Here is a 21,662-nt window from a genome sequence, read left to right as displayed (position 1 = left end):
TTGTTCTGAGACTGAGAGTTAAGTCTTCGCGACGGCGGCGGCAAGACATGCCGTCCGGTTGGATGATAAAGTTCATGGGCAATGAGGGGATCGGCCTGGTTGCAACGGGATCAGCGGGAAAACGCCCGGCCGGTTGGTCCGCTCGACCGGGCGGAAGTACGGAAGTCAGTTATTTGTGGCGTGGATGATGATCTTTCCCAAAGATACCTTTGGCGCATCTACGCCGATGTGCGCCGCGTTTTTTGCAATCCAATCCCTGGCCATGCTGACGCTCTCATCGATGCCCGCCTTGTCCTGGCATACGGTCATCGATAGCCCTCCGTCACTTTCACTGCTCCGAGCCAGAGTGTAGCTCACAAATCCCTTTGTTGAGCGCAAGAGCTTCTCAATCTCCGCCTTGCGCTCCTCCAGGAGTGAAAATAGCTCTTTCGAGCCCTTGCCTGAGTAAGTTCTTACGACGACGTCCATAATGGATTCCCTCATCTGAATGAAGGCGTTCACTATGTGAACAAAGGCGCCCACGATGTGAACGCGCATTGTGGCGAGCATCGATCCAAGCCGACGGCTCCGGTCCTGCTGACCAACGTGCTAGTATCTCTTTTATACGCCATTCGCAGATCGACCACGAGCTAAAGTTAGCGCGGTCATCGTGAAGCCGCGTGTTGTCCGCAACGGGTTATGAGTTGCCGTTGGGGCATTTGCTGAACAATGCGGGAGATGTCAGCGAAGGGCCCGAAGGATGAGCAGCGGTGCGGCAAATGCGGCGATAGAGGTTACTATCCGTTTCAATCGCCGCCGGAGAAAAATTTCCATTTGCCGTCGGGGCTGATGCCGGTGCGGAAGAAGTTGTAGTTGCCGTTCTCTTCCATGCCGGCAAGGTCGCCGGCGGTGACGATTCGCAGCAGGTCGACCCGTTCGGGCGGCGTCAGCGCCGAAAGCGGCTTGCCGGCGAAATAGGGCCAGACATAGGCCTCCTCAGGCGTGCCGACGTCGAAATGCGCAACACCGGTGGAGAGGATGTCGAGCAGGATGGCGAGGATCTCCTGGCCGTCCGCGTCGCCCGAGAAGCTCTTCAGCGTTTCGATCGGATCCTCGAATTCGCCGTTCATCACCTGCGTCTGGGTGGCCCCGGTTCCCATCAGGGCGCGCAGGCGGGTGACATCGCCGGAAGCCGCGGCCTCGACGAGCTTTTCACGCATCTGCTTGACCGGTGCCGGCAGCTTGGTCATGTCGCGGATGATTTCCGCCGGCTTGTCGTCGCTCGGCGCGGGCTTGGCGGCATTCGGGTCTGCCGGGGCGGCGGGCGTCTTGGCGTCGCCGGCCTGTGCCGACCGGTTGATCGCCGGACCCGGCTGCGGCAGGGTCGTGCCTTCGAAAGCCTGGAGGATGGCGCGGCTCTGGCCGCGCTCCGGTTCGCGCGGCTCGACGCTTGGGCGCAATTCGGACAGCGCAAAAGCCTGGCCGCCGACTGCCATCGCGACAGCAACCACCGTTGCCGCCGAAAAGCGGATGATCAATTGGGACCTCGTCGTTTCCGCCGCGTTCCGCATGGGAAACCTCTATCGTTTATTGAACAGTGCGCTCGGGGGAGAATTCGCCTGCGAGCATACGGCTCTTGAGCGAATCAAGCATGGCTTCGGCACCCATTTCCCCGTGTATGCGAATGGTTTCCCGCATGGCAAGGACCAGGGCTGCGTCGGCGATGATTTCCGGCTCGATACCGTCGGCACGGCCGTCGGCCCATGCCTCGCTCTGATATTCCAAGGCAGCCTGCATCTTCTCATGCACAATCATGTCGTCGATGTCGTTGCGGCCTGTCTGCATTCTGTCGTCCTCGGTGCCCGTTTAATTACTAGCCCGTTAAAAACTTTATCAGCCTTTTATCAAAACGACACGGCCTCCTGCCAAAAGAGGTAAATAATCCTCTAATTTCCGAAGCGCGCGGCGATTTCTGTCGCAAGTGTTGCGCCTTCGATACGATAACGCTCCTCGGCGGTCCTGGCCGCATCCGTGCAGGACGTATGCACGGCGGCAAACGACCGATACCCCCGGTTGAAGGCCGCCGTCAACCGTTCGCGTCGCTTCGGCTCGGTGCCGGTATCGGCATCCAGCAACTGCTGCATCGAGGCCCGCCATTCCGACGTCGATGCGCCGCAGAGCGAGCGCAGGTACTGGATGGAGCCGAGCACTTCCGCGAGCCGCGTCAGCTGTACGTCATAGGGCGCCGGCTTTTCCTCGATCACCGGGGGAGGCGGGGGCGGCGCGACCGGCTGCTGCTGCCGCGTCGACTGGGCGGCAAGCGGGGTGGCCGCCAGGAGTGCCAGCAGCGTCAAGCAGCCAAGTCGCGGAATAGGTTTCATGAACGGGTCTCGAGAAGGCGCGATTGCGCCGGTTTTGCGAGCATTCTTAGCGGGCATTGATGTCCGCCGCCAGCCTCTCGGCGCATTCGAGCACGCTTGCCGGCACCGGCAGCGAGCGGATTTCCTCGACCGTATACCAACCCGCATCCGCCGCATCGTCAGCGGCGATGGCCTGGGCGTCGTCGTCAGCCTCCACCCTGAAGACCGAGAGGAAAAAATGCCGCCCGCCTTGCTTCTCGCTCTTCAGGTCATAGGTGGCGAAGAGGACGGGATTGCGCACCGGAATGCCGGTCTCCTCCAGGAATTCCCGCACCGCCGTCTGGTCCGGCGTCTCGCCGGGCTCGGCCCGCCCGCCCGGAAAGGCAAACAGATCCATCGACGGCGGGTTCATGCGGCGAATCAGCAGGAACCGGCCATCGCGTTCAAGGATGGCGGAGGACGCGGCTTGGGGGGATTGGGGCATGTTACGGTCTTCTCGTCGCGTCTTACGCTGCGCTCAACGTCGGAATCTTGCTGACGTCCACCTCGCGTTCCGCGTGCCATGCGTCATGGGCGGCCTGCATGCGCAGCCAGATCGCCGCGCCATCGCCGAACATCTTGCCGAGTCGGGCCGCGACATTCGGAGAGACGGGCTTGCGTTCGCGCAGGATGTCGTAGAGCTGCTGGCGGGAAATGCCTAAAAGCTCAGCGATCTCCACCTTCGTCTTGCCGGTCGCCGGGATGATCTCCTCAAGCAGTGCGCCGGGATGCGACGGGCAACGCTGGATCGGCCTTTTTACTTCATATTCCGTCATCGATCTCATCCCTAAACCGCCGCCTCAATGATATTGCTCGAAATCGACACGGGCGGCGTCCTTGCCGTCGAATTCGAATGTGATGCACCATGGCCCGTTGACGTGGACAGTATAGCGGGTCGGATCAAAGCCGTGCAGGGCATGAAAATCAAACCCCGGCAGGTTCATATCCTCCGGTCGCTCGGCCGCTTCGAGACGGTCCAGCCGCACAAGAATCCGCTTGTGCATCTTTGCGTCGATTTTACCCGTCTTGCCGGTCTCGAACAGGGTGGCCAGAGCCTTGTTCCTGAAGGATTTGATCATGCGGCATGTAAGTATATCGCTTACACGTCGTCAAGATGTGTAAGCAGATAATTTACATGGCCACTTCACGCCTAAGTCGGGGAGAGAGCGTGCAGATTTCGGTTTCCATCGTTCAAATCATATGAAACCGTGGCCGGTATGACACTTCCTTCAAGCCTCCGTCTCCCATGAAAACCTACACCCTCTACGCCATCGCCGCGCTTGCCGAGATTGCCGGCTGTTTCGCCTTCTGGGCGTGGTTCCGGCTGGACAAGCCCATTTGGTGGCTGGCGCCGGGCATAGCGTCGCTCATCGTCTTTGCGTGGGTTCTGGCACTGGTGCCGAGCGAGGCGGCGGGACGCACCTATGCGGCCTATGGGGCGATCTATATCCTCGCCTCGATCCTCTGGCTCTGGGCTGTCGAAGCTCGCGTGCCGGACCGCTGGGACATTCTCGGCGTCACGGTCTGCCTCGTCGGTGGTGCCATCATCCTCTTCGGCCCCAGGAGCGCATGACATCAGCGCCTGATCGGCGCTTGACCCTTCCAAAGCCCAGTGCCACATAGTTCGCATGTGCGGACGCTACGCCCTGACGGCGACTCCCAAGGATATTTCGGAATTCTTCGCGCTGGCGGATCTCGACGATTTCCCGGCCCGCTACAATATCGCCCCGACCCAGCCGATCCTCGTCGTCATGACGTCGGAAAAGCGTGAGCCGGGCAGCAACCTGCCGGAGCGCCGTGCCTTCCTCGCCCGCTGGGGCCTGATCCCCGGCTGGGTGAAGGACATGAAGGAGTTTCCGCTGCTGATCAACGCGCGCTCCGAAACGGCGATCGGCAAGGCCTCCTTCCGCGCCGCCATGCGCCATCGCCGCATCCTGATCCCCGCCACCGACTTCTACGAATGGCGCCGGCCGCCGAAGGAAAGCGGCGTCAAGCCGCAGGCCTACTGGATCCGCCCGAAGCGCGGCGGCGTCATCGCCTTTGCCGGGTTGATGGAAACCTGGTCTTCGGCCGACGGTTCCGAAGTCGACACCGCCGCGATCATGACGACGGCGGCGAACGGCGGTATCCGGCACATCCACGACCGCATGCCCGTGGTCATCGAGCCGGAGGACTTTTCCCGCTGGCTCGACTGCAAGACGCAGGAACCGCGCGAAGTGGCCGACCTGATGCGGCCGGTGCAGGAGGATTTCTTCGAGGCGCTGCCGGTGTCCGACCTCGTCAACAAGGTCGCCAACATGGGGCCGGACCTGCATACACCGGTCGCCGTCGCCCAACCGGAAGAGGAGCCGCCGAAAAAGCCGAAACCCGACTCCACCCAGATGTCGCTTTTCTAGCTTTCGGCTTCCTCCTGACACGGACAATCCCATGGACCTGCTTTCCGCCGGCCTTTCCGGCCTCGCACTCGGTGCCTCGCTGATCATTGCCATCGGCGCCCAGAACGCCTTCATCCTGCGCCAGGGGCTGATCCGCTCCCACGTCTTCATCCTCTGCCTGATCTGCGCCCTGTCGGATGCGACGCTGATCGCCGCTGGCGTCGCCGGGCTCGGCACGATCGTGTCGCAATCGCCCCTACTGATTTCGGTGGTGACGCTGGGGGGCGCGGTATTTCTTGGGTTCTACGCTGTCATGGCCTTCCGCCGGGCGGTCAGGCCGGCCGCGATGGTTGCCGGGGCGCCGGAGCCGATGGGGTTGAAGGCGGCGGTGCTCACCTGCCTGGCCTTCACCTTCCTCAATCCGCATGTCTATCTGGATACGGTCGTGCTGCTCGGCAGCCTGTCTGCGGCCTTCGAAGGAGCGGAACGGGCGGCCTATGGCGCCGGCGCGGCGATTGCCTCGTTCGTCTGGTTCTTCGGGCTCGGCTACGGCGCGCGGTTCCTGGCGCCGTTGTTTGCCAGACCCGCCGCCTGGCGGGTGCTGGATGTCGTCATCGGGGTGGTCATGAGCCTGCTCGCGCTCGGGCTCCTGTGGGGTTTTTTCGGCGGCGAATGAGGCGGCCCAACTCCCGGGTCGGCTGGCGGGATCAGCTGGCGGGGGTAAGCTTCGGCAATGACGGCCTTCAGGCCGAGCGGACGGTAAGGCGTGGTCATTTCCGGTTTGGATTCAATCTTCTCTGACGTCTTCTCGGTACTCATGGCTGTCTCCTCGACATGCGATTCTGTTGGTTGCATTTGCAATCACCGCCTTTCCCACGAAAGCGGGCGGAATCGTGGCCGGCAAGCCGGTACGATCCTCACGTTTTCGTAGACTTCTCATCTTGCGGGAAACTGTTGCGTGAAAGTTGCAGCTTACCGAGTGCAGCCGCCTTCAGACGTTCGCACTGTCATCCTCGATTGTAATCGTGCCGTAACGGCGGTGCCAGGCGCGGGCGCTGAACGGCAGGACGAGGAGGTAGGCAACGACGGTGACCGACAGTACCTGCCAAGTGTAGCTCATCAGCAGCGCCACATAGAGCACGACGGCAAGCATGATGGGCAGCATCAGGTCGCGGCGGATGCGGCTCGATTTTCCGGACCAGACGGGCAGGCGCGACACCAGCAGGTAGCCGATCAGCAGCGTATAGGCGACGCTTGCGTATACGAAGACCGGGGAGAACTCGAGGCCGAGGAAGCCGAGATAGACCGGAAGCAGCACCAGCATGGCGCCCATCGGCGCCGGCACGCCGACGAAGAATTCCGATTGCCAGTCGGCCTTGATGTTGCGGTCTTCCATCACGTTGAACCGGGCGAGGCGCAGGCCGGCGGCGATCGCATAGAGCAGGGCGGCGATCCAGCCCATCGAATGCGCCTGATCGAGCAGGAAGGCGTAGGAGACCAGCGCCGGTGCGACGCCGAAATTGATGATGTCGGCAAGCGAATCCATCTGCACGCCGAATTTCGACGTGGCTTTCAGGAGCCGCGCCACGCGCCCGTCGATCCCATCCAGGAAGGCCGCCAGCAGCACCATGGCGACAGCCAGCTCGTAACGCCCCTCGAAGGCGAGCCTGATGCCCGTCAGGCCCGCACAGATGGCGAGCACGGTGATCAGGTTCGGCACCAGCAGCCGGAGCGGGATTTCGCGCAGGCGGGGCCCTCGGGCCTCTTCATTCTGGTGGTTCTGCTCTGTATGCGAATGAGCGGGCGGGGGCGGCGAAGCGGGCGTCTCCATGATGCTCTGTCTTCCCTTTACGTTCGGCGGCTGAGGGTCGGGCCCTTGGTCGAGCCGAATTCCGCAAGCACGGTTTCTCCGCCGATGGCGCGCTGGCCGACGGAAACGCGCGGCTGGCCGCCCGCGGGCACGAACACGTCGAGCCGCGAGCCGAAGCGGATCAGGCCGAACCGTTCCCCGGCATTGACCGGTTCGGTCGGCTTCACCCAGCAGACGATGCGGCGTGCCACAAGGCCGGCGATCTGCACGACGCCGACCTTGCCGTGGCGGGTCTCGATGACGAGGCCGTTGCGCTCGTTGTCATCGGAGGCCTTGTCGAGTTCGGCATTGATGAATTGGCCGGGGCGATACTCGATGCGCGACACCTGGCCGCGCACCGGCGAGCGGTTGATGTGGCAGTCGAACACGTTCATGAACACCGAGATGCGCAGCATCGGCTCGGAGCCGAGCTGCAGCTCGGTCGGCGGCACGACCATGGCGACATGGCTGATGCGGCCGTCGGCAGGGCTGAGGATCAGGTCGTCGTCCTGCGGCACGGCCCGTTCCGGATCGCGGAAGAAATAGGCGCACCACAAAGTCAGCACGAGGCCGATCCAGAACAGCGGCTCGGCGATATAGCCGAGGATCAGCGAGGCGATGAAGAAGGCGGCAACGAAGACGTAACCTTCCTTGTGGATCGGCACGAGCGTGTTGCGGATGGTGTCGAAGAGGTTGATCAACGTTTTCTCCCGTATGGTCAGGGTCACCTGACTACAGGGAAACCGTTTTTGCGGCAATGCGGTTCCGTATAGGCGAAACAGCCGAGCGGAGATGCCGGGCAAAAATGCCGATCCTCATACCCGCCCGGCCTGCAGATATGACGCATATTCGCTGGGCGGACATCCGACCCGGTGGCTGAAGGCGGTGCTGAAGGCGCTGGCCGACTTGTAGCCGACCGTCTCGGCGATCTCCTCCAGCGTGCCGCGGCCGCGCAGCAGCACGTCCTTCGCCAGCGCCATCCGCCAGCTGAGCAGATATTCGACCGGCGCGACGCCGACGGCCTCGGAAAACCGGCGGGCGAAAACCGAGCGCGACATGCCGACCCGTCTTGCCAGTTCGCCGACCGTCCAGCTCCGGGCGACATCGGCATGGATATGGCTGAGCGCCTGGGCGAGCTGCGGATCGGCAAGGCCGCCGAGCAGGCCCGCATGCGGCGCCCAGGCGGCCGCCTCGCGCCGCAGGGTCTCGATCAGCATCACCTCGATCAGGCGGCAGAGGACGGCATCGCGCCCAGGCCGGGTGTCGGCGGCCTCCTCCAGAATGATCGGGACCAGCGTCCGCAATCGCACGGCCGTCTGTTCGGTGGCCGGCACATGCACGAGGCGCGGCAGAAGCCCGATCAGCAGGTCGGCATTGGCGGGATCGCATTGGATGAGCCCGCCGAGAACGCGCGTCGCCGGCCCCGGTCCCGCATCGCCGACCCGGATTTCGCCATCCACGGTATGGCGGGCCTTGAAGGCATCGTCGGACAGTTCGGTCTGTCCATTCGGCTCGCTGAGGAACGAGTCGGAGAGCGGCTTTGCCGAGAGGAGATAATCGCCCTCCTGCAGCTCGACGGGCTCAGTGTCCTCCATCCTGAACCAGCAACGGCCCTGCGTGACGAAGTAAAAGGTCGGTCCCGGCTGTTCCGGCACGCGGACGCCCCACCGCCCCCTGGCCGACATGCTGCCGAGCAGGACGGTGGCGGGGCGAAGCAGCTTGATGACATCAGTGAGAGCATCCATTGGGACGATCCATAATGAATAACAGACTTTCCATTATAGAGTGTTCCGCGTGGCCGGGCTAGTGAGCGCTCATCAGCAATTTGGAGCCAAACACATGACCAAGACCATTCTCATCACCGGCTGCTCGTCGGGCCTCGGGAAAATGACTGCCCGCCACTTCGCGGAAAAAGGCTGGAACGTCGTCGCGACGATGCGCAGGCCGGAGCCGGAGCTTGCCAGAGAATATCCCGACCGCATCTTGGTCGCGGCCCTCGACGTCGCCGACCCGGCCAGCATCGAGGCGGCCATAAAGGCCGGCGTCGATCGTTTCGGCGGCCTCGACGCGGTCGTCAACAATGCCGGCATCACCATGGTGTCGATCTTCGAGGCGACGCCGGCCGAGGCGATCCGCCAGATCTTCGAGACCAATGTGTTCGGGATGATGAACGTCATCCAGGCGGCAGTGCCGCATCTGCGCCGGCGCGGCGGCGGCACGGTCGTCAATGTCGGCTCGGGCGTTGGGATCGCGGCCATGCCGCTGCTCTCGCTCTACAGCGCTTCGAAACAGGCCGTCGAAGGCCTGTCTGAATCGCTCTCCTACGAACTGTCGTCGCAGAACATCATGGTCCGGCTAATCCAGCCCGGCGCGATGCGCAGCACCAATTTCACCGCCACCGGCATGGCGGCGTCGCAGGCAGCACCGGTACCGGAAAACTACAAGCCCTATTTCGACCACATGCTGCAGTCGATGATCAATTACCCCTTCGCCTCGACGGAGGAGCAGTCGGTGGTCGAGGCGATCCACGCCGCCGCCACCGACCCGACCGATCGCCTTCGCTACCAGGTCGGCCCGGACGTGGAGGAATATGCCCGCCTGCGCTGGTCGACCTCGGAGGACGAATATCGCGCCAGCATGCAGGAGCTGACCGGACACACGGCCTGGCGCGACATGGCGAAGTGATCGCCATTGCTGCCCGACCGCCAAGGCGGCACATCTTCACGCAGACGTGCTTGGCAAGCCTCAAGACGTCAATTGAACCTGCCATTGCCTATTGTACCTTGCGCCCGAGCATTGGCCTGGGCAGCAAGACGCTACGGCACGGGCTCCGCCGATATGCGAGCCCGGCGCCCGGGCTCGTGCAGGTATTCGATCACGCCGTTCCTGGGGGAAACAAAAATGCGCCAGCCAATCTCGCTTCTCAAAACATCCGCCGCCGCCTGCGCGGCCGTCCTTGGCCTTCTGGCCACGTCGCCATCCGCAAATGCGCAGACCATCGTCAATGACTGGGGCAAGGTCACGGTGCCGGCCGCGCCGGTGCTGAAGCCGGTCACCGTCGATGCCAAGACCACCGCATTCCTGGTGCTCGATTTCAATGGCGCGCAGGACCCGACCAAGGGTCCTTGCAACAGCAACACCAAGCCCCGCTGCCTGGCCTCGGTCCCGAAGGTCGAGGCAGCGCTTGCCGCAGCCCGCAAGGCCGGCGTCTATGTCGTCTACAGCCTCGGCGGCAGCGGCGTGGCCGCCGATATCGCCACGGCGATCGCGCCCGGCCCGGATGATCCGGTCGTCAAGTCCGGCCCCGACAAGTTCGTTGGCACCGATCTCGGCAAGCTTCTGGAGGCGAAGGGTATCAAGACCGTCATCGTCACCGGCACGGCGGCCGAGGGTGCGGTCCTGGCCACGGCATCGGATGCAGCGCTCAGCCGCGGCATGAACGTCATCCTGCCGGTCGACGGCATGTCGTCCACCGAACTTTATGCGGAGCAATACGTCGCCTGGCATTTCACCCACGCCCCGGGCGTGACGGCGAAAACGACGCTGACCGAGTTCAGCCAGATCAAGTACTAGCCGAAGCGACAGGGCATCGGTGTGGAGAATCAGAAGGGCCGGCTATCGCCGGCCCTTCGTCATTGTGATGCAGCCGTGTTACCGCCAGCCGAGGCCCGGTGCGACGTGCTTCAGGATGCTCTCGAGCACATGCGCGTTGTACTCGACGCCGAGCTGGTTCGGCACGGTCAGCAGCAGCGTATCGGCCTCGGCGATCGCCTCGTCGGCCTTCAGCTGGTCGATCAGCCTGTCCGGTTCTGCGGCATAGGAGCGGCCGAAGATCGCCTGGGTCTGCGGGTCGATATTGCCGATCTGGTCCTGGCTTTCGCCGCTGCCGCCGAAATAGGCGCGGTCCGTGTCGTTCATCAGCGCAAAAATGCTGCGGCTGACGGAGACGCGCGGTTCATGGGCGTGGCCGGCTTCCTTCCAGGCTTCGCGGTAGATGCGGATCTGCTCGGCCTGCTGGATGTGGAACGGCTTGCCGCTCTCGTCGGTTTTCAGCGTCGAGCTCTGCAGGTTCATGCCGAGCTTGGCGGCCCAGACGGCGGTTGCGTTGGAGCTGGAACCCCACCAGATGCGGTCGCGCAGGCCCGCGGAATGCGGCTCCAGGCGCAGCATGCCTGGCGGGTTCGGGAACATCGGCCGCGGATTGGGCTTGGCGAAACCTTCGCCGCGCAGCACGTCGAAAAACACTTCCGCATGGCGCCGGCCGAGATCCGCATCAGTCTCGCCTTCCGCCGGCTGGTAGCCGAAATAGCGGAACCCATCGATCACCTGTTCCGGCGAGCCACGGCTGATGCCGAGCTGCAGGCGTCCGCCGGAAATCAGGTCGGCAGCACCGGCGTCCTCCGCCATGTAGAGCGGGTTTTCATAGCGCATGTCGATGACGGCGGTGCCGATCTCGATCTTCTTAGTGCGGGCGCCGACCGCCGAAAGCAGCGGGAAGGGCGAGGCGAGCCGCCGGGCGAAATGGTGGACCCGGAAATAGGCGCCGTCAGCACCGAGCTCTTCGGCCGCGACTGCGAGGTCTATGGATTGCAGCAGGACATCGGATGCCGACCGCGCCTGCGACTGCGGCGAGGGCGTCCAGTGCCCGAAGGAGAGAAAGCCGATCTTTTTCATTGCGTTACCACCGTGAATTTACTCTGTCTGAAGTTACACGTTAGATGGCATCTCAACCGCGATACGAACAGTCGCCGCCCTGTGAACAGTGCGTCCGCTTACCGCGCCGCCTGCGGATCGACCCAGCCCATCCAGGTGGTGAAGGCGAGCAGCGGCGAGCCGAAGAAGACCAGCACCAGCATATAGGCGATGGCAATGCTGCCGAGGATGAGCATGCGGGGGGTGAGGTAGCGTTTCATCGTTTCCGGTCCGTGATTAGGGGTTAGGCAATAGCCAGTAGCCAGTAGCCAGTAGCCAGTAGTAGTGGAGCGTTGCTCGCATATCGGCTTCCTGCCTCTACTGCCTACTGCCTACTGCCTACTGCCTACTGCCCAAACCATTATTCCGCCGCCGGAACGCCGCGCAGCACGACGCCGAGGTCGTCCTCCTCGCGCACCTTGCGGAGTTGCTCTTCGGCCTGCACCGCCTCGCGCTGGCGGTTCCACATCGAGGCGTAAAGCCCGTTCTGTTCGAGCAGCGCATTGTGCGTGCCGCGCTCGGCGATCCGTCCGTCGCGCAGCACGATGATCTCGTCGGCACCGATCACGGTCGAAAGCCGGTGGGCGATAACGAGCGTCGTGCGGTTCCTGGAGACCACGTCGAGCGCCGACTGGATCTCGTGTTCGGTCGTGGTGTCGAGCGCCGAGGTCGCCTCGTCGAGAATGAGGATCGGCGGCGCCTTCAGCACCGTGCGGGCGATCGCCACGCGCTGCTTCTCGCCGCCCGAAAGCTTGAGGCCCCGTTCGCCGACCTTGGTGTCGAAACCCTCCGGCAGGGCGCTGATGAAATGGCCGATCTGCGCCACTTCGGCGGCGGCCAGCACCTCTTCCTCGCTGGCCGAAGGCCGGCCGTAGCGGATGTTGTAGGCGATCGTGTCGTTGAACAGCACGGTATCCTGCGGCACCATGCCGATCGCCGCGCGCAGCGAATGCTGCGTGATGTCGCGCACGTCCTGACCGTCGATGGTGATCGAGCCGCCCTGGATGTCGTAGAACCGGTAGAGCAGACGCGAGATGGTCGACTTGCCGGCGCCCGACGGCCCGACGATCGCCACCGTCTTGCCGGCCGGCACGTCGAAGGAGACGCCCTTCAGGATCGGCCGGGCCGCGTCATAGGAAAAATGCACGTCCCTGAAGGAGATCGTGCCTTGCGCGATGTCGAGGGGCTTCGCATCCGGCCGGTCGACGACCTCCGGCTCCACTTCGAGCAGCTCGAACATCTGCTCGATATCAGTCAGGCCCTGGCGGATTTCGCGGTAGACGAAACCGATGAAGTTGAGCGGTACGGAAAGCTGCAGCAGCAGCGCGTTGACGAACACGAAATCGCCGATCGTCTGCTCGCCGCGCTGTACGGCAAGCGCCGACATCACCATCATGACCGTCGTGCCGAGGCCGAAGATCACGCCCTGGCCGAAGTTCAGCCAGCCGAGCGAGGTCCAGACGTCGGTCGCTGCCTTCTCGTAACGGGCCATAGACGAGTCGAAGCGCTTGGCCTCCATCTCCTCGTTGCCGAAATATTTGACCGTCTCGAAATTGAGGAGCGAATCGATCGCCTTGGTATTGGCGTCGGTGTCGCTGTCGTTCATCGAGCGGCGGATGGCGATGCGCCAGTCGCTGGCCTTGACCGTGAACCAGATGTAGAGCGCCACCGTGACGGCCGTCACCGCGACATACCAGAAGCCGTAGCTGACCCAGAAGATAACGGCCGTCAGCAGGAATTCGAGCAGTGTCGGCACGGTGTTGAGAATGGTGAAGCGGACGATCGTCTCGATGCCCTTGGTGCCGCGCTCGATGATCCGAGACAGGCCACCGGTCTTGCGCTCGAGATGAAAACGCAGCGACAGCTGGTGCATGTGCACGAAGGTGCGGTAGGCGAGCTGGCGCACCGCATATTGCCCGACAGACGCAAAAAGCGCGTCGCGCAGCTGGTTCAGCCCGACCTGCAGGATGCGGGTGAAATTGAGCGCGATGACCAGCACCACGGCGCCGAGCAGGAAGGCGGGCAAAAGACCCGCCATGTCCAGCTTGCCGTTCAGCGCGTCCGTCGCCCATTTGAAGAAATAGGGCACGGTCAGCAGCACGAACTTGGCGATGAAGAGATAGAAGGTCGCCCAGACGACGCGGGCCTTCAGGTCGGCACGCCCCTCCGGCCACATATACGGCCACAGGTTGACGAGCGTGCCGAACGGATTGCTGGCATCCGCCGAAATGGTCTTCTTGGTATTCGCCATCGATATCTCCGGAGCGGGCGCGGGGATAATCGCATATGGAATTGCCCCCCAATCCCAGCCGGTGCGGAAGCTGAGCCATAGGTCTCAACTCGTTCTCCAGAGCCCCTCGCAGGCGGTGCGAGGGTTGAAGCCCGCGGCCCGCGCCCTTTCCCCGTCGTGACGGAGGGAAGGTGGCGGCAGCCGGATGAGGGGCAGTCCCATATGCGGTTACCCTGGGACGGGCGCGTCAAAACGCCTCCCGCACATAAGGTCCGGCGAAGAATGTTGCAATGACGGTTTCGTGAAACTTCAAGGCCGGAGCGGCGGCGGGAGGCGAGGGCGCGATGTTGTTCGCCCGCCGCCGGCGATGATTACTTGGTGTCGGTGGAGGAGGCGGCCGTGGTTCCGGCTGCCGTCTTGGTCGCTGCCCAGGAAATGTAGTAATAGGCCTCGCCGACCATGCCAAAGTAGGAGCTGTTGCCGGTCGCCTTCTCGATATAGCTGCCATCGGCATTGCGCACGAACTTGCCGCTTTCGTCGCGGGTCAGGCGGTCCTTCAGGAACTGGGTCCAGTCGGACGTGTCGACGGAGGTGACGCCGGTCGACGTCTGGGTGCCGTCGGCAATATCCCAGGCGGTGATCTGGTCGCCGGCGACCGCGTCGGTCACTGTCAGCGTGCCGGCGTCAAGCGCCTTCTGCATCGCCTCGGCCATTGCCTTGCTGTCTGGGTTGGCCTTCAGCGCGTCCAGCTTTTCCTGGAGCGCCTTCATGAACGCCTTGCTGGACATGTCGCCGACCGATCCGTCGCCGGCCGTGTCGTCCGGGACGGTGCCGTTCATCGTCCGCTGCAGCGAGGCGATCAGCGCGGAGAGCTTTTCATCCTCGTAATCGTCTTCACCGCCGCTGCTGCTGGAGAACAGCATGTCGGCAAGCGACGATGATGAGGACGAGGTGCCGGACGCCGAGCTGTCGGAGGTCTTGTTGTCGGAGACATCCTTGAATGCGTTGAGGGCTACCTGGGAGGACCAGATCCGAACGGAATGAATGCTGGAAACCATTGTCTTCTCCTGTCCGCGCGGCATGGGTCAGTGGAGATAATATGGAACATACCGCCTGATGACCGAGGTTATTCTCCCCGTAACCTGCGTGAAGCTGGCCGGAACGGCATCGTCGCGGCCCCCGGTGTCGAAAGGCGCATTTCCGGGTGATTCCGGGGATATGGCGGTGGTGCGGCGGCATTGTGAGGACTGAAAAGCCCGGGCTGACGGGCTGACTGTGCGCTGGCAGCGCGACTCAGTGAGGCCCGGCGCCGCCGCCGCTGGCAGCGCCCGTCAGCCCCCGGCTGACGGCGATTTCGGACAGCAAGCACCTTTGGCCGCACGGAACGTCTTGTCCGGCGCGGTTCTGGTTTGGGAATGGGGCAGGCGGGTATTTCAGGGTATTGGGTATTCAGGCTTTCCGCCTGCCCCGGCCGTTTCGATGGTCTTTCGAGGATTTCCGAGCCCTCGTCTCTCCACCGCCGCAGCCATCACCGGAAACCGGGGTCCGAAAACCTGGGACGAGGATGCCGGTTCGCGAACCCGGTTTCCGATCCGATGACGGAGGTGATTATGGGGCGGGTTTGGGAGGCGGGGATGAGCGGGGAAGCGAATGTGGGTAAGGGATTGATGAGGTTGGCCTGGTTTTTCCAATCAAATAAAATTATCCCCGGCAAAGACCCCTCCCGGCCTGCCGGCCACCCTCCCCACAAGGGGGAGGGAGACCCAGCCGTGATGTCTACGCCAAATCGTCAGCCTTGATCATAGGCTTGCCGGCATCCTCACACATCGAAGATACCACTGCCCGTGCCATCGGAAATATCGGAGTTCATCAGAGGGATCGGTGAGCGCGCGGCATATCTCCCTCCCCCTTGTGGGGAGGGTGGCCGGCAGGCCGGGAGGGGTTTTTCTGCACCACCCAGCAAGCCAATCCAACGCCTTACGGCCCTTACGACCGGCGGTGCTGCATCCGCTGGCGGTGGAGTTCTTCCGCGTCCGGTCGGGCCTCGTCCGGCACGCCAAAGATCTGGCCGGGCTGGATGACGTCGGGGTTGCGGATCTGGTCCTCGTTGGCGAGGTAGATCGTCGTGTAGCGCACACCCTGGCCGTAGACGCGGCGGGAGATCTGCCAGAGCGTGTCGCCGCGGCGGATGATCACCGAGCTGCGTTCGCTCTGAGTCAGCGGCTCCTGCTGAATGGTGCGGGCGCCGCCGGCATCGGTTGCCGTCATCGGGGCGGCTGCGGCCACTTCGATGCCGCGCAGCTCGCGGGCGATGATCGGGCCGACGGCGCGGGCGATCATGTCGCCGATCCGCTTCAAGCCGGCGCCGACGCCGGCGACATCCTTGGGAAGCGCGTCGAGCGCGGCAACCGCCGCCGCCGCATTCTGGGCGGTGGTTTCGGCAAGCACCCGGGCAGCGGCCGCGGCATCGGCCGGCAGGCGGTATTCGGAAAGCGACTTCAGCGCGATCGAGGTGGCGGAGCGGGCGGCAACCATCTGTTCCGCGGAAGGAACGCGGCCGTTGTCGTAAAGCCCGCGCAGCAGGTTGAAGGCGCGCACCGTCTCGTTGCGCAGCTTGTCGAAGGCGCCCGAATCGGCGGCCGACATGCCGTTATTGGGGGCCTGCGGTACTGCGACCGCGGCAACCTGGTCACCGGCCGGGCGGTTGAAGGGCACTTCGACCCGCACCAGAACCTGGCCGCCGGGCCCAAGCGCCTCGACGCCGATCCGGTGGTCGCCGACTGCAAGGTCGATCGCGCCTTCGATCACGAAACTGCCGTCCTGGCCCGCCTGGGCGGTGCCGATCGGCTTGCCATCGGCCTGGCCGCGCAGCGCGGTACCGGCCTTGGTGTTGCCGGCGACGAAAATCTTGTTGCCCTCGATCTCGACGGCGGTGACGCGCAGTTCAGGTCCAGCGGATGTCGCCGCCGGGGAGGCGGGCGCCGAGACCTGGATACCCGGTGCAGACGCTGCAAGACTGGACGAGCCGGCCGGCAGCGCCGGAAGCGCAGCGACCGACGTGTCGGGCGACGGCGCAGCAAGTGCCGGAGCGGGGCTGGCCGGGGCCGGATTGGCTGCAGGCGAGGCAGTTGCGGGCGAGGTTGCTGCAGTCTGGGGAGCGGCGGGCGCGGCCGGGAGAGTTGCGGCATCCGGGGTCGGCGTGGCGATGATGCGGCTTGCCTTGCCCGGTTTGGTGACCATGGCGAGCAGTTTGCCGTTCTTGTCGGTGGGCACGGAAACCGTCGCGGTTTCCTCCGATACGGTGGCCTTGCCGTCCTTGCCGGTCGCCTTCAGCACGAGCTGGTGGTCGCCGGGCGGCAGGGGCTTGTCGAGGATGGCGGCGAAATCGCCGCTCGGGCCGACATCGACCTTGGCGACGATCGTCGCGCCATCGGTGACTTCGAGCTTGGAATGGGGCGCGGCGCGGCCGGCGATTACGGTCGAACCGTCCGGCTCGACGCGCAGCACGTCGAAGGAGGGCGGCGTCATCGCCGCGGCGGCCTGAGCCGGGGTTGTCTGAGTCTGGGGCGTCTGGGGCGCAGCCGGCTGCGGCGCTGCAGCAGCGGTCTGGTCGGCCGGCTTTGCGGCATCAGGCGCTCTGGCTGTCGGCTGGGGTTCCGTCACCGCGTCCTTGACGGCATTGCCTGCGGCATTGATCGCGTCGCCGATCGGCTTTGAATCCCGGTTCAATCCGGGCATCACAAAGAACACCATCAGCAGCGAAGCGATAGCGAGTACGATCAGAGCCAGCCAGCCGGCGCGGTTTTTCATCATCAATGCCTCTCCCGACAGCTATAGCCATCGCATATTCGGATTAACCTTTTCCTCCCGCATTCACAAGCTTTTCACACGATAAACCCTTGCTCTTCCGGGCATTTCCCGTCAATTTTGACGACCGGGCCTCGGTTTGGCCCTCCCTTTGAAATGCGTTGCGGAGAAAACTGTGCCGATTCGATCCATCTGCGTTTACTGCGGCTCGCAGCCGGGGCGCGATCCCGCCTATATTGCAGCCGGCCGTGCGCTCGGAAAATCCATCGCCGCCCATGGGCTTCGGCTTGTCTATGGCGGAGGCACCAAGGGCATCATGGGTGCAGTCGCGGCCGGCGTTCTGTCGAACGGCGGTCAGGTCACCGGCATCATTCCCGAATTCCTGGTCGACATGGAGGCCACGCGCCATTCGCTCGGCCAGCTCGACGAGCTGATTGTGACCGAGGACATGCATACACGCAAGCACAAGATGTTCGAGCGCGCTGACGCTTTCGTGACCCTGCCGGGCGGCATCGGCACGCTGGAGGAGATCGTCGAGATCATGACCTGGGCGCAGCTCGGGCGGCATCAGAAACCGATGGCATTTGCCAATATCGGCGGTTTCTGGGATCCGATGCTCGACCTCATCACCCACATGCGCGAACAGGGTTTCATCCACCGTGCCCATCTGGTCCAGCCGCTGGTCATCGCCGATGTCGAGCAGATCGTCCCGGCGATCCTCGAACAGGGCGAGGACCACCCGCCGTCGGACGGCGAGGAGGCTGTGATTTCAAGGCTTTGAAATCAGGCGCTTTAGTCGACGATGAAGAGTTTTGCGCCGACGGATGTCGAGGAGCGGTGGGGCTCGGCCTCATCCGCCACCTGATAACTCATGCCGGGCTTCAGCACGAAGACCCGGCCGTCGGCGAGTTCGGTCCTCAGTTCGCCTGCAAGGCAGAGCAGGATATGGCCTTTGACGCACCAGTGGTCGGCGAGATAACCGGGCGTATATTCGACCATCCGCACCCGAATCTTCCCGAAATGGCATGTCTGCCAGGTCGCGAGCCCCGTGTCGCCCTTGTGTTCGGTCTTGGGAACGGTGCTCCAGTCGGTCGTGCCGAACGGAATGTCGCTGATCTGCATTCTTGTGCTCCGGGAAAGGTTTATCGGCCGCGCGTCTGTTGCAGCATCGACCAGGTGTAGACGGCGAGTGCCAGCCAGATCAGCCCAAAGGCCCCGAGCTTCACCAGGCTGAGCGGCTCGTGGAAGACGAAGACCGCGATCAGGAAGATCATCGTCGGCGCGATATATTGCATGATGCCGATGGTCGAGAGTTTTAGAAGCTTGGCGCCGTTGGCATAGATCATCAGCGGCCCGGCGGTGACGACGCCGGCGATCGCCAGGATGAACGTGTCCCAGCCGGTCGAATTGAGCAGATGGCCCTGGCCGGTCGATTCCAGCCAGATCACGTAGGGCAGGCTGGGAATGCTGATCAGCAGCACTTCCAGGAAGAAACCCTGGTTCGGACCGATCGGCAGGGTTTTCCGGAAGAGCGCATAGAAGCCCCAGGTGACGGTAAGCGCCAGCGAAACCCACGGCAATCCGCCCGCGTCATAGGTGAGGATCGCCACCGCGACCACCGCAAGGCCGATCGCGGCGAGCTGGACCGGCGCCAGCCGTTCCTTGAGCAGGACGGCCGCTAGAAAGATGCTGAACAGCGGATTGATGAAATAACCGAGCGCCGCATCGAGCGCCCGGCCGGCGGCGACCGCCCACACATAGATGCCCCAGTTCGCCATGATGATCAGCGCGGTCAGGCATGCCATGGCAAGCATGCGCGGGTTCTGCACCGCCGCCTTGAGATCGCCCGTGCGGCGCAGGATCAGGAGAACGATCCCGGCGACCGGTACCGACCAGAGCGCCCGGTGGGCCAGCACTTCGAGCGAGGGAAGATGGGCGACGGCCTTCAGGTAGAACGGCAGGAAACCCCAGAGGAAATAGGCCGTCAGCCCGAAGGCGAAGCCGCGCGGCGTGTCCTCGTTCTTCACTGTCGCCGCCGGGGCGGTATCGATGGCCATGCGAGGTGTTTCCAGTATGCTGTTCTGGTTATCCCTCCCGTCTAGACGATGTGGCCGGGCCGGACCAATTCATTTCATTGAAGGACCTATCGCTTGTGGCGATTCTGTCGGTTAGGTTCGCGATAGTGATTGTTTGTCAGAATGGAGGAGTTGGATGGATCTTGAAAACCAGCCATCGCACCGGCAGATCTACGCCCGCCAGATCCTGGCCAAGGCCGGCGTGGGTTCGGACGCCCGGCTTCTTTCCGCTTTCGCCACGGTGCCGCGCGAACAATTCGTCGGCCCGCCGCCCTGGGTCTACAACGATTTCCGCAATTATCGCGAGCTTGCCTCGACCGATCCGCTGGTGCTCTACCAGGATGTGCTGGTCGGGCTGGATACGGCGCGCGGCGTCAACAACGGCATGCCGTCGCTGCATGCCGGTGCCCTGCACGCGCTCGGCATCCGCGATGGCGAGACGGTCGCCCATCTCGGCGCCGGGACCGGATATTACACGGCGATCCTCGCCGAACTGGTGGGGCCGTCCGGCCGGGTAATCGCCGTCGAATACGACGAGGCTCTCGCGGAAAAGGCGCAGCAGAACCTAGCGGCTTACGCGAATGTCGAGCTCGTCCGCGGCGACGCGACCGAATGGCCGAAGCAGGATGCGGACGTGATCTACGCCAATTTCGCGCTCGACCACCCGCCGGCCGCCTGGATCGACAATCTCGCGGTTTCCGGCCGGGTGCTCTTCCCGCTCGGCTTCCCGGCGACCGACCACGGCCGGTCGAGCGGTTTCACCCGTTCTGCGGGTTTTCTGATGATCGACCGCCGCGCGAAAGGTTTTGGTGCCAGATTCCTGCAGCCGGTCTCCTTCGTCTGGGCCGAAGGCCAGCAGCCACCTCCGCCGGGCCGCCACGAGGGCCTCGCCGAAGCCTTCCGCTCGCGCCGAGGCTATCAGGTCCGCAGCCTGCGTTGGCATCGGCCGCCTCAGGAGGGCGAGTGGTACGGCGAGGAGGATTGGGGACTGTCGTTCGAGGAGGTGTGACGGAGGCTTCGAAATCTAGGCGAGACCCGAGATATACTCCGCTTCGTGCCATAAGCGCCCAGCATAACACCCTCTGTACGGTTGTCTCACTAGGGGGTTTTGCGAGCCTCAAGTGTCCTTAGCAGGACCGAGGCAACCGAAAGATGATCTAGGCAGAGATCGATTGGATCGACGCGGTTGTCGTGTCCACGAGGGTTCCGAATTCCGGACATAGTACCAGCGAATACGTATCGGAAACCCTTCTGCTCGTCTTTGTCGCTCATAGTTTTTAGGTCGGTGAGCTTAATCTTCGGGATTGTTTCGTTAAACGCATTCATCATCAGGCTAAAGCCCGTCTCCTCAATTCCAGAAATCGCTTTAACTTGATTGTCGATATATTTGAACGCCTCGAATGTCGCTTGTGCGTAGTGACCATCATCGAACAGTTTTAACGATACGCTGGTAATATCGGGATGGATATTACGCTCATCAAAGGGATGAACCCCACGGCTCTCGATGGCTGTAGGTTGCCCAATATTCCTAGCTCCACGCGCGATCCGTTCGAAAAGCGAAAACGCGTCGCTCATGGGAATAGATTGGCCCTGATGCTTTTAAAAATTGCGTCATAAGTTTCCTGCGTCCCCTCGGCAGGCAAATTGATCTCGATACGTACAGTCAAAGCCATGTCACCTTTTAGCTGTTTCGATGGCGGAGGCGACACATCCTGCACTACCTCGTCGGACTTTGTTTGTTCCGCAGGTTTTGCTCGTTTAATTGACGTCTTTGTTCTACCGCCGTTGGCTACCTTTGGCTTTCCTGCCGTTACTTCTTCTGGTTGATGACCAGCCAACTCTCGCAAAGCCATGAATACACCGGCCTGCCTGCCACCAATAATATCGCTCGTCTTGTCGACACTGCGAAAAAAGCCGACAAGTTGGTCCCTATTCATTGACCAAGCGTCGTCGGCTCGCAAATCGAAAAGATCAGAATACGCCGCCTTCACGACTGCCTCGAAAGACGATTGAAACTCGCCTTCGTCATGCTTCGTCATCACGGCGTGGCCTTCGACAGTCCTCTTTCCCTGTTCATCTATAAGGCCGAGAAACTGAAGTACATTTATAACGTAGCTCTCGTTATTGGAAGCAAGGCCTAGCCTCTTGACTGTGTCGGACGTTACAGTGGCCGGGAAGTTCTTACGCAGGAACCCAATCATCTGCGTAATGTTGCGTGGGCCGGATATGTAGGGATGCGATGCCATCTAGAACCCC

The 21,662-nt window shown here is 63.0% G+C and carries 26 protein-coding genes; 7 read left to right on the top strand and 19 right to left on the bottom strand.

The features are described 5' to 3' along the window. Positions 1-165: 165 nt before the first annotated feature. From PMI07_RS31970 to PMI07_RS31940, 7 genes are all read right to left on the bottom strand, one after another. On the bottom strand, positions 166-468 hold the full coding sequence (locus tag PMI07_RS31970) for a hypothetical protein (protein ID WP_007752672.1): 303 nt from the start codon (positions 466-468) through the stop codon (positions 166-168). Positions 469-785: 317 nt separating this feature from the next. After that, positions 786-1,550 carry a hypothetical protein gene (locus tag PMI07_RS31965; protein WP_007752669.1) on the bottom strand — a complete coding sequence of 255 codons (765 nt, stop codon included), beginning with the start codon at positions 1,548-1,550 and terminating at the stop codon, positions 786-788. 16 nt (positions 1,551-1,566) lie between these two features. After that, complete coding sequence (locus tag PMI07_RS31960) at positions 1,567-1,824, bottom strand: hypothetical protein (protein ID WP_007752665.1); 258 nt, start codon at positions 1,822-1,824, stop codon at positions 1,567-1,569. Between the two features lie 101 nt (positions 1,825-1,925). After that, entirely contained in the window at positions 1,926-2,360 is a 435-nt protein-coding gene (locus PMI07_RS31955; RefSeq protein ID WP_007752663.1) for a TIGR02301 family protein, read from the bottom strand. Between the two features lie 46 nt (positions 2,361-2,406). Further along, on the bottom strand, positions 2,407-2,823 hold the full coding sequence (locus PMI07_RS31950) for an NUDIX hydrolase (RefSeq protein ID WP_007752660.1): 417 nt from the start codon (positions 2,821-2,823) through the stop codon (positions 2,407-2,409). A 22-nt stretch (positions 2,824-2,845) separates the two neighbouring features. Beyond that, entirely contained in the window at positions 2,846-3,154 is a 309-nt protein-coding gene (locus tag PMI07_RS31945) for a HigA family addiction module antitoxin (RefSeq protein ID WP_037088773.1), read from the bottom strand. A gap of 24 nt (positions 3,155-3,178) precedes the next feature. Beyond that, positions 3,179-3,457 (bottom strand): type II toxin-antitoxin system RelE/ParE family toxin, encoded by a 279-nt coding sequence (locus tag PMI07_RS31940; RefSeq protein WP_007752652.1) that lies wholly within the window; start codon positions 3,455-3,457, stop codon positions 3,179-3,181. 167 nt (positions 3,458-3,624) lie between these two features. Here PMI07_RS31940 and PMI07_RS31935 point away from each other — a divergent pair, with 167 nt between their 5' ends. Genes PMI07_RS31935 through PMI07_RS31925 form a run of 3 tightly spaced genes read left to right on the top strand, consistent with a single transcriptional unit; the run spans position 3,625 to position 5,429 of the window. Beyond that, positions 3,625-3,951 (top strand): YnfA family protein, encoded by a 327-nt coding sequence (locus PMI07_RS31935; RefSeq protein WP_007752651.1) that lies wholly within the window; start codon positions 3,625-3,627, stop codon positions 3,949-3,951. A 55-nt stretch (positions 3,952-4,006) separates the two neighbouring features. Next, positions 4,007-4,774, top strand: a complete 768-nt coding sequence (locus tag PMI07_RS31930) for an SOS response-associated peptidase (protein ID WP_024164351.1) — start codon at positions 4,007-4,009, stop codon at positions 4,772-4,774. A 37-nt stretch (positions 4,775-4,811) separates the two neighbouring features. Beyond that, positions 4,812-5,429, top strand: coding sequence for a LysE/ArgO family amino acid transporter (locus tag PMI07_RS31925; protein WP_197032582.1), 618 nt, complete (start codon positions 4,812-4,814; stop codon positions 5,427-5,429). 315 nt (positions 5,430-5,744) lie between these two features. Here the strand turns inward: PMI07_RS31925 and PMI07_RS31920 are convergent, their stop codons facing one another. From PMI07_RS31920 to PMI07_RS31910, 3 genes are all read right to left on the bottom strand, one after another. After that, positions 5,745-6,584 (bottom strand): phosphatidylcholine/phosphatidylserine synthase, encoded by an 840-nt coding sequence (locus tag PMI07_RS31920; protein WP_007773027.1) that lies wholly within the window; start codon positions 6,582-6,584, stop codon positions 5,745-5,747. A 17-nt stretch (positions 6,585-6,601) separates the two neighbouring features. Further along, positions 6,602-7,300 carry a phosphatidylserine decarboxylase gene (locus tag PMI07_RS31915; protein WP_037088851.1) on the bottom strand — a complete coding sequence of 233 codons (699 nt, stop codon included), beginning with the start codon at positions 7,298-7,300 and terminating at the stop codon, positions 6,602-6,604. 117 nt (positions 7,301-7,417) lie between these two features. Then, entirely contained in the window at positions 7,418-8,347 is a 930-nt protein-coding gene (locus tag PMI07_RS31910; protein WP_024164350.1) for an AraC family transcriptional regulator, read from the bottom strand. Positions 8,348-8,441: 94 nt separating this feature from the next. On the opposite strand from PMI07_RS31910, the gene PMI07_RS31905 reads away from it, so the two are divergent. After that, positions 8,442-9,287 (top strand): SDR family oxidoreductase, encoded by an 846-nt coding sequence (locus PMI07_RS31905; protein WP_024164349.1) that lies wholly within the window; start codon positions 8,442-8,444, stop codon positions 9,285-9,287. 216 nt (positions 9,288-9,503) lie between these two features. Next, positions 9,504-10,175, top strand: coding sequence for an isochorismatase family protein (locus PMI07_RS31900; protein WP_007753477.1), 672 nt, complete (start codon positions 9,504-9,506; stop codon positions 10,173-10,175). Between the two features lie 78 nt (positions 10,176-10,253). On the opposite strand, the gene PMI07_RS31895 is transcribed toward PMI07_RS31900, so the two are convergent. The 5 genes from PMI07_RS31895 to PMI07_RS31875 all read right to left on the bottom strand — a co-directional run bounded on the left by PMI07_RS31895 (position 10,254) and on the right by PMI07_RS31875 (position 17,337). Beyond that, the gene (locus PMI07_RS31895) at positions 10,254-11,276 is read right to left on the bottom strand and encodes an LLM class flavin-dependent oxidoreductase (protein ID WP_007753473.1); all 1,023 of its coding nucleotides are present in this window, start codon (positions 11,274-11,276) and stop codon (positions 10,254-10,256) included. 98 nt (positions 11,277-11,374) lie between these two features. Then, a complete protein-coding gene (locus PMI07_RS35215) occupies positions 11,375-11,515 on the bottom strand; it encodes a hypothetical protein (RefSeq protein ID WP_024164348.1) in 141 nt (46 codons plus the stop codon). Positions 11,516-11,655: 140 nt separating this feature from the next. Then, entirely contained in the window at positions 11,656-13,545 is a 1,890-nt protein-coding gene (locus tag PMI07_RS31890; protein ID WP_007759307.1) for an ABC transporter ATP-binding protein/permease, read from the bottom strand. A gap of 350 nt (positions 13,546-13,895) precedes the next feature. Continuing rightward, positions 13,896-14,582 (bottom strand): hypothetical protein, encoded by a 687-nt coding sequence (locus tag PMI07_RS31885; RefSeq protein ID WP_007775689.1) that lies wholly within the window; start codon positions 14,580-14,582, stop codon positions 13,896-13,898. Between the two features lie 928 nt (positions 14,583-15,510). Next, on the bottom strand, positions 15,511-17,337 hold the full coding sequence (locus PMI07_RS31875; RefSeq protein WP_024164347.1) for a LysM peptidoglycan-binding domain-containing protein: 1,827 nt from the start codon (positions 17,335-17,337) through the stop codon (positions 15,511-15,513). Between the two features lie 145 nt (positions 17,338-17,482). Here PMI07_RS31875 and PMI07_RS31870 point away from each other — a divergent pair, with 145 nt between their 5' ends. Continuing rightward, positions 17,483-18,112, top strand: coding sequence for a TIGR00730 family Rossman fold protein (locus PMI07_RS31870; protein WP_037088770.1), 630 nt, complete (start codon positions 17,483-17,485; stop codon positions 18,110-18,112). Between the two features lie 11 nt (positions 18,113-18,123). Here PMI07_RS31870 and PMI07_RS31865 read toward each other — a convergent pair whose 3' ends face one another. Continuing rightward, positions 18,124-18,453, bottom strand: coding sequence for a DHCW motif cupin fold protein (locus PMI07_RS31865; protein WP_007775731.1), 330 nt, complete (start codon positions 18,451-18,453; stop codon positions 18,124-18,126). 20 nt (positions 18,454-18,473) lie between these two features. Further along, positions 18,474-19,388 (bottom strand): EamA family transporter RarD, encoded by a 915-nt coding sequence (gene rarD / locus PMI07_RS31860; RefSeq protein WP_007775729.1) that lies wholly within the window; start codon positions 19,386-19,388, stop codon positions 18,474-18,476. Positions 19,389-19,542: 154 nt separating this feature from the next. Here rarD and PMI07_RS31855 point away from each other — a divergent pair, with 154 nt between their 5' ends. Further along, a complete protein-coding gene (locus PMI07_RS31855; RefSeq protein WP_007775726.1) occupies positions 19,543-20,415 on the top strand; it encodes a methyltransferase domain-containing protein in 873 nt (290 codons plus the stop codon). Positions 20,416-20,504: 89 nt separating this feature from the next. Here the strand turns inward: PMI07_RS31855 and PMI07_RS31850 are convergent, their stop codons facing one another. Together PMI07_RS31850 and PMI07_RS31845 are read right to left on the bottom strand one after the other, a co-directional pair. Continuing rightward, positions 20,505-20,981, bottom strand: a complete 477-nt coding sequence (locus PMI07_RS31850) for a TIGR02391 family protein (RefSeq protein WP_007775723.1) — start codon at positions 20,979-20,981, stop codon at positions 20,505-20,507. After that, positions 20,978-21,652, bottom strand: a complete 675-nt coding sequence (locus PMI07_RS31845; protein WP_007775721.1) for a DUF5343 domain-containing protein — start codon at positions 21,650-21,652, stop codon at positions 20,978-20,980. Before PMI07_RS31845 ends, PMI07_RS31850 begins: the two co-directional genes overlap by 4 nt. Positions 21,653-21,662 lie beyond the last annotated feature (10 nt).

This window comes from Rhizobium sp. CF080 (assembly GCF_000282095.2).
Taxonomy (GTDB): domain Bacteria; phylum Pseudomonadota; class Alphaproteobacteria; order Rhizobiales; family Rhizobiaceae; genus Neorhizobium.
Note: the sequence above shows the minus strand (reverse complement) of the source record. Positions and strands in the feature narration are given on the sequence as shown.

Coding starts and splice junctions, on each gene's coding strand:
- PMI07_RS31935 (WP_007752651.1), top strand. CDS start 3,625: ATGAAAACCTACACCCTCTACGCCATCGCCGCGCTTGCCGAGATTGCC.
- PMI07_RS31970 (WP_007752672.1), bottom strand. CDS start 468: ATGGACGTCGTCGTAAGAACTTACTCAGGCAAGGGCTCGAAAGAGCTA.
- PMI07_RS31940 (WP_007752652.1), bottom strand. CDS start 3,457: ATGATCAAATCCTTCAGGAACAAGGCTCTGGCCACCCTGTTCGAGACC.
- PMI07_RS31885 (WP_007775689.1), bottom strand. CDS start 14,582: ATGGTTTCCAGCATTCATTCCGTTCGGATCTGGTCCTCCCAGGTAGCC.
- PMI07_RS31875 (WP_024164347.1), bottom strand. CDS start 17,337: ATGATGAAAAACCGCGCCGGCTGGCTGGCTCTGATCGTACTCGCTATC.
- PMI07_RS31855 (WP_007775726.1), top strand. CDS start 19,543: ATGGATCTTGAAAACCAGCCATCGCACCGGCAGATCTACGCCCGCCAG.
- PMI07_RS31955 (WP_007752663.1), bottom strand. CDS start 2,360: ATGAAACCTATTCCGCGACTTGGCTGCTTGACGCTGCTGGCACTCCTG.
- rarD (WP_007775729.1), bottom strand. CDS start 19,388: ATGGCCATCGATACCGCCCCGGCGGCGACAGTGAAGAACGAGGACACG.
- PMI07_RS31890 (WP_007759307.1), bottom strand. CDS start 13,545: ATGGCGAATACCAAGAAGACCATTTCGGCGGATGCCAGCAATCCGTTC.
- PMI07_RS31845 (WP_007775721.1), bottom strand. CDS start 21,652: ATGGCATCGCATCCCTACATATCCGGCCCACGCAACATTACGCAGATG.
- PMI07_RS31910 (WP_024164350.1), bottom strand. CDS start 8,347: ATGGATGCTCTCACTGATGTCATCAAGCTGCTTCGCCCCGCCACCGTC.
- PMI07_RS31960 (WP_007752665.1), bottom strand. CDS start 1,824: ATGCAGACAGGCCGCAACGACATCGACGACATGATTGTGCATGAGAAG.
- PMI07_RS31900 (WP_007753477.1), top strand. CDS start 9,504: ATGCGCCAGCCAATCTCGCTTCTCAAAACATCCGCCGCCGCCTGCGCG.
- PMI07_RS31945 (WP_037088773.1), bottom strand. CDS start 3,154: ATGACGGAATATGAAGTAAAAAGGCCGATCCAGCGTTGCCCGTCGCAT.
- PMI07_RS31905 (WP_024164349.1), top strand. CDS start 8,442: ATGACCAAGACCATTCTCATCACCGGCTGCTCGTCGGGCCTCGGGAAA.
- PMI07_RS31850 (WP_007775723.1), bottom strand. CDS start 20,981: ATGAGCGACGCGTTTTCGCTTTTCGAACGGATCGCGCGTGGAGCTAGG.
- PMI07_RS31965 (WP_007752669.1), bottom strand. CDS start 1,550: ATGCGGAACGCGGCGGAAACGACGAGGTCCCAATTGATCATCCGCTTT.
- PMI07_RS31930 (WP_024164351.1), top strand. CDS start 4,007: ATGTGCGGACGCTACGCCCTGACGGCGACTCCCAAGGATATTTCGGAA.
- PMI07_RS31950 (WP_007752660.1), bottom strand. CDS start 2,823: ATGCCCCAATCCCCCCAAGCCGCGTCCTCCGCCATCCTTGAACGCGAT.
- PMI07_RS31865 (WP_007775731.1), bottom strand. CDS start 18,453: ATGCAGATCAGCGACATTCCGTTCGGCACGACCGACTGGAGCACCGTT.
- PMI07_RS35215 (WP_024164348.1), bottom strand. CDS start 11,515: ATGAAACGCTACCTCACCCCCCGCATGCTCATCCTCGGCAGCATTGCC.
- PMI07_RS31895 (WP_007753473.1), bottom strand. CDS start 11,276: ATGAAAAAGATCGGCTTTCTCTCCTTCGGGCACTGGACGCCCTCGCCG.
- PMI07_RS31920 (WP_007773027.1), bottom strand. CDS start 6,584: ATGGAGACGCCCGCTTCGCCGCCCCCGCCCGCTCATTCGCATACAGAG.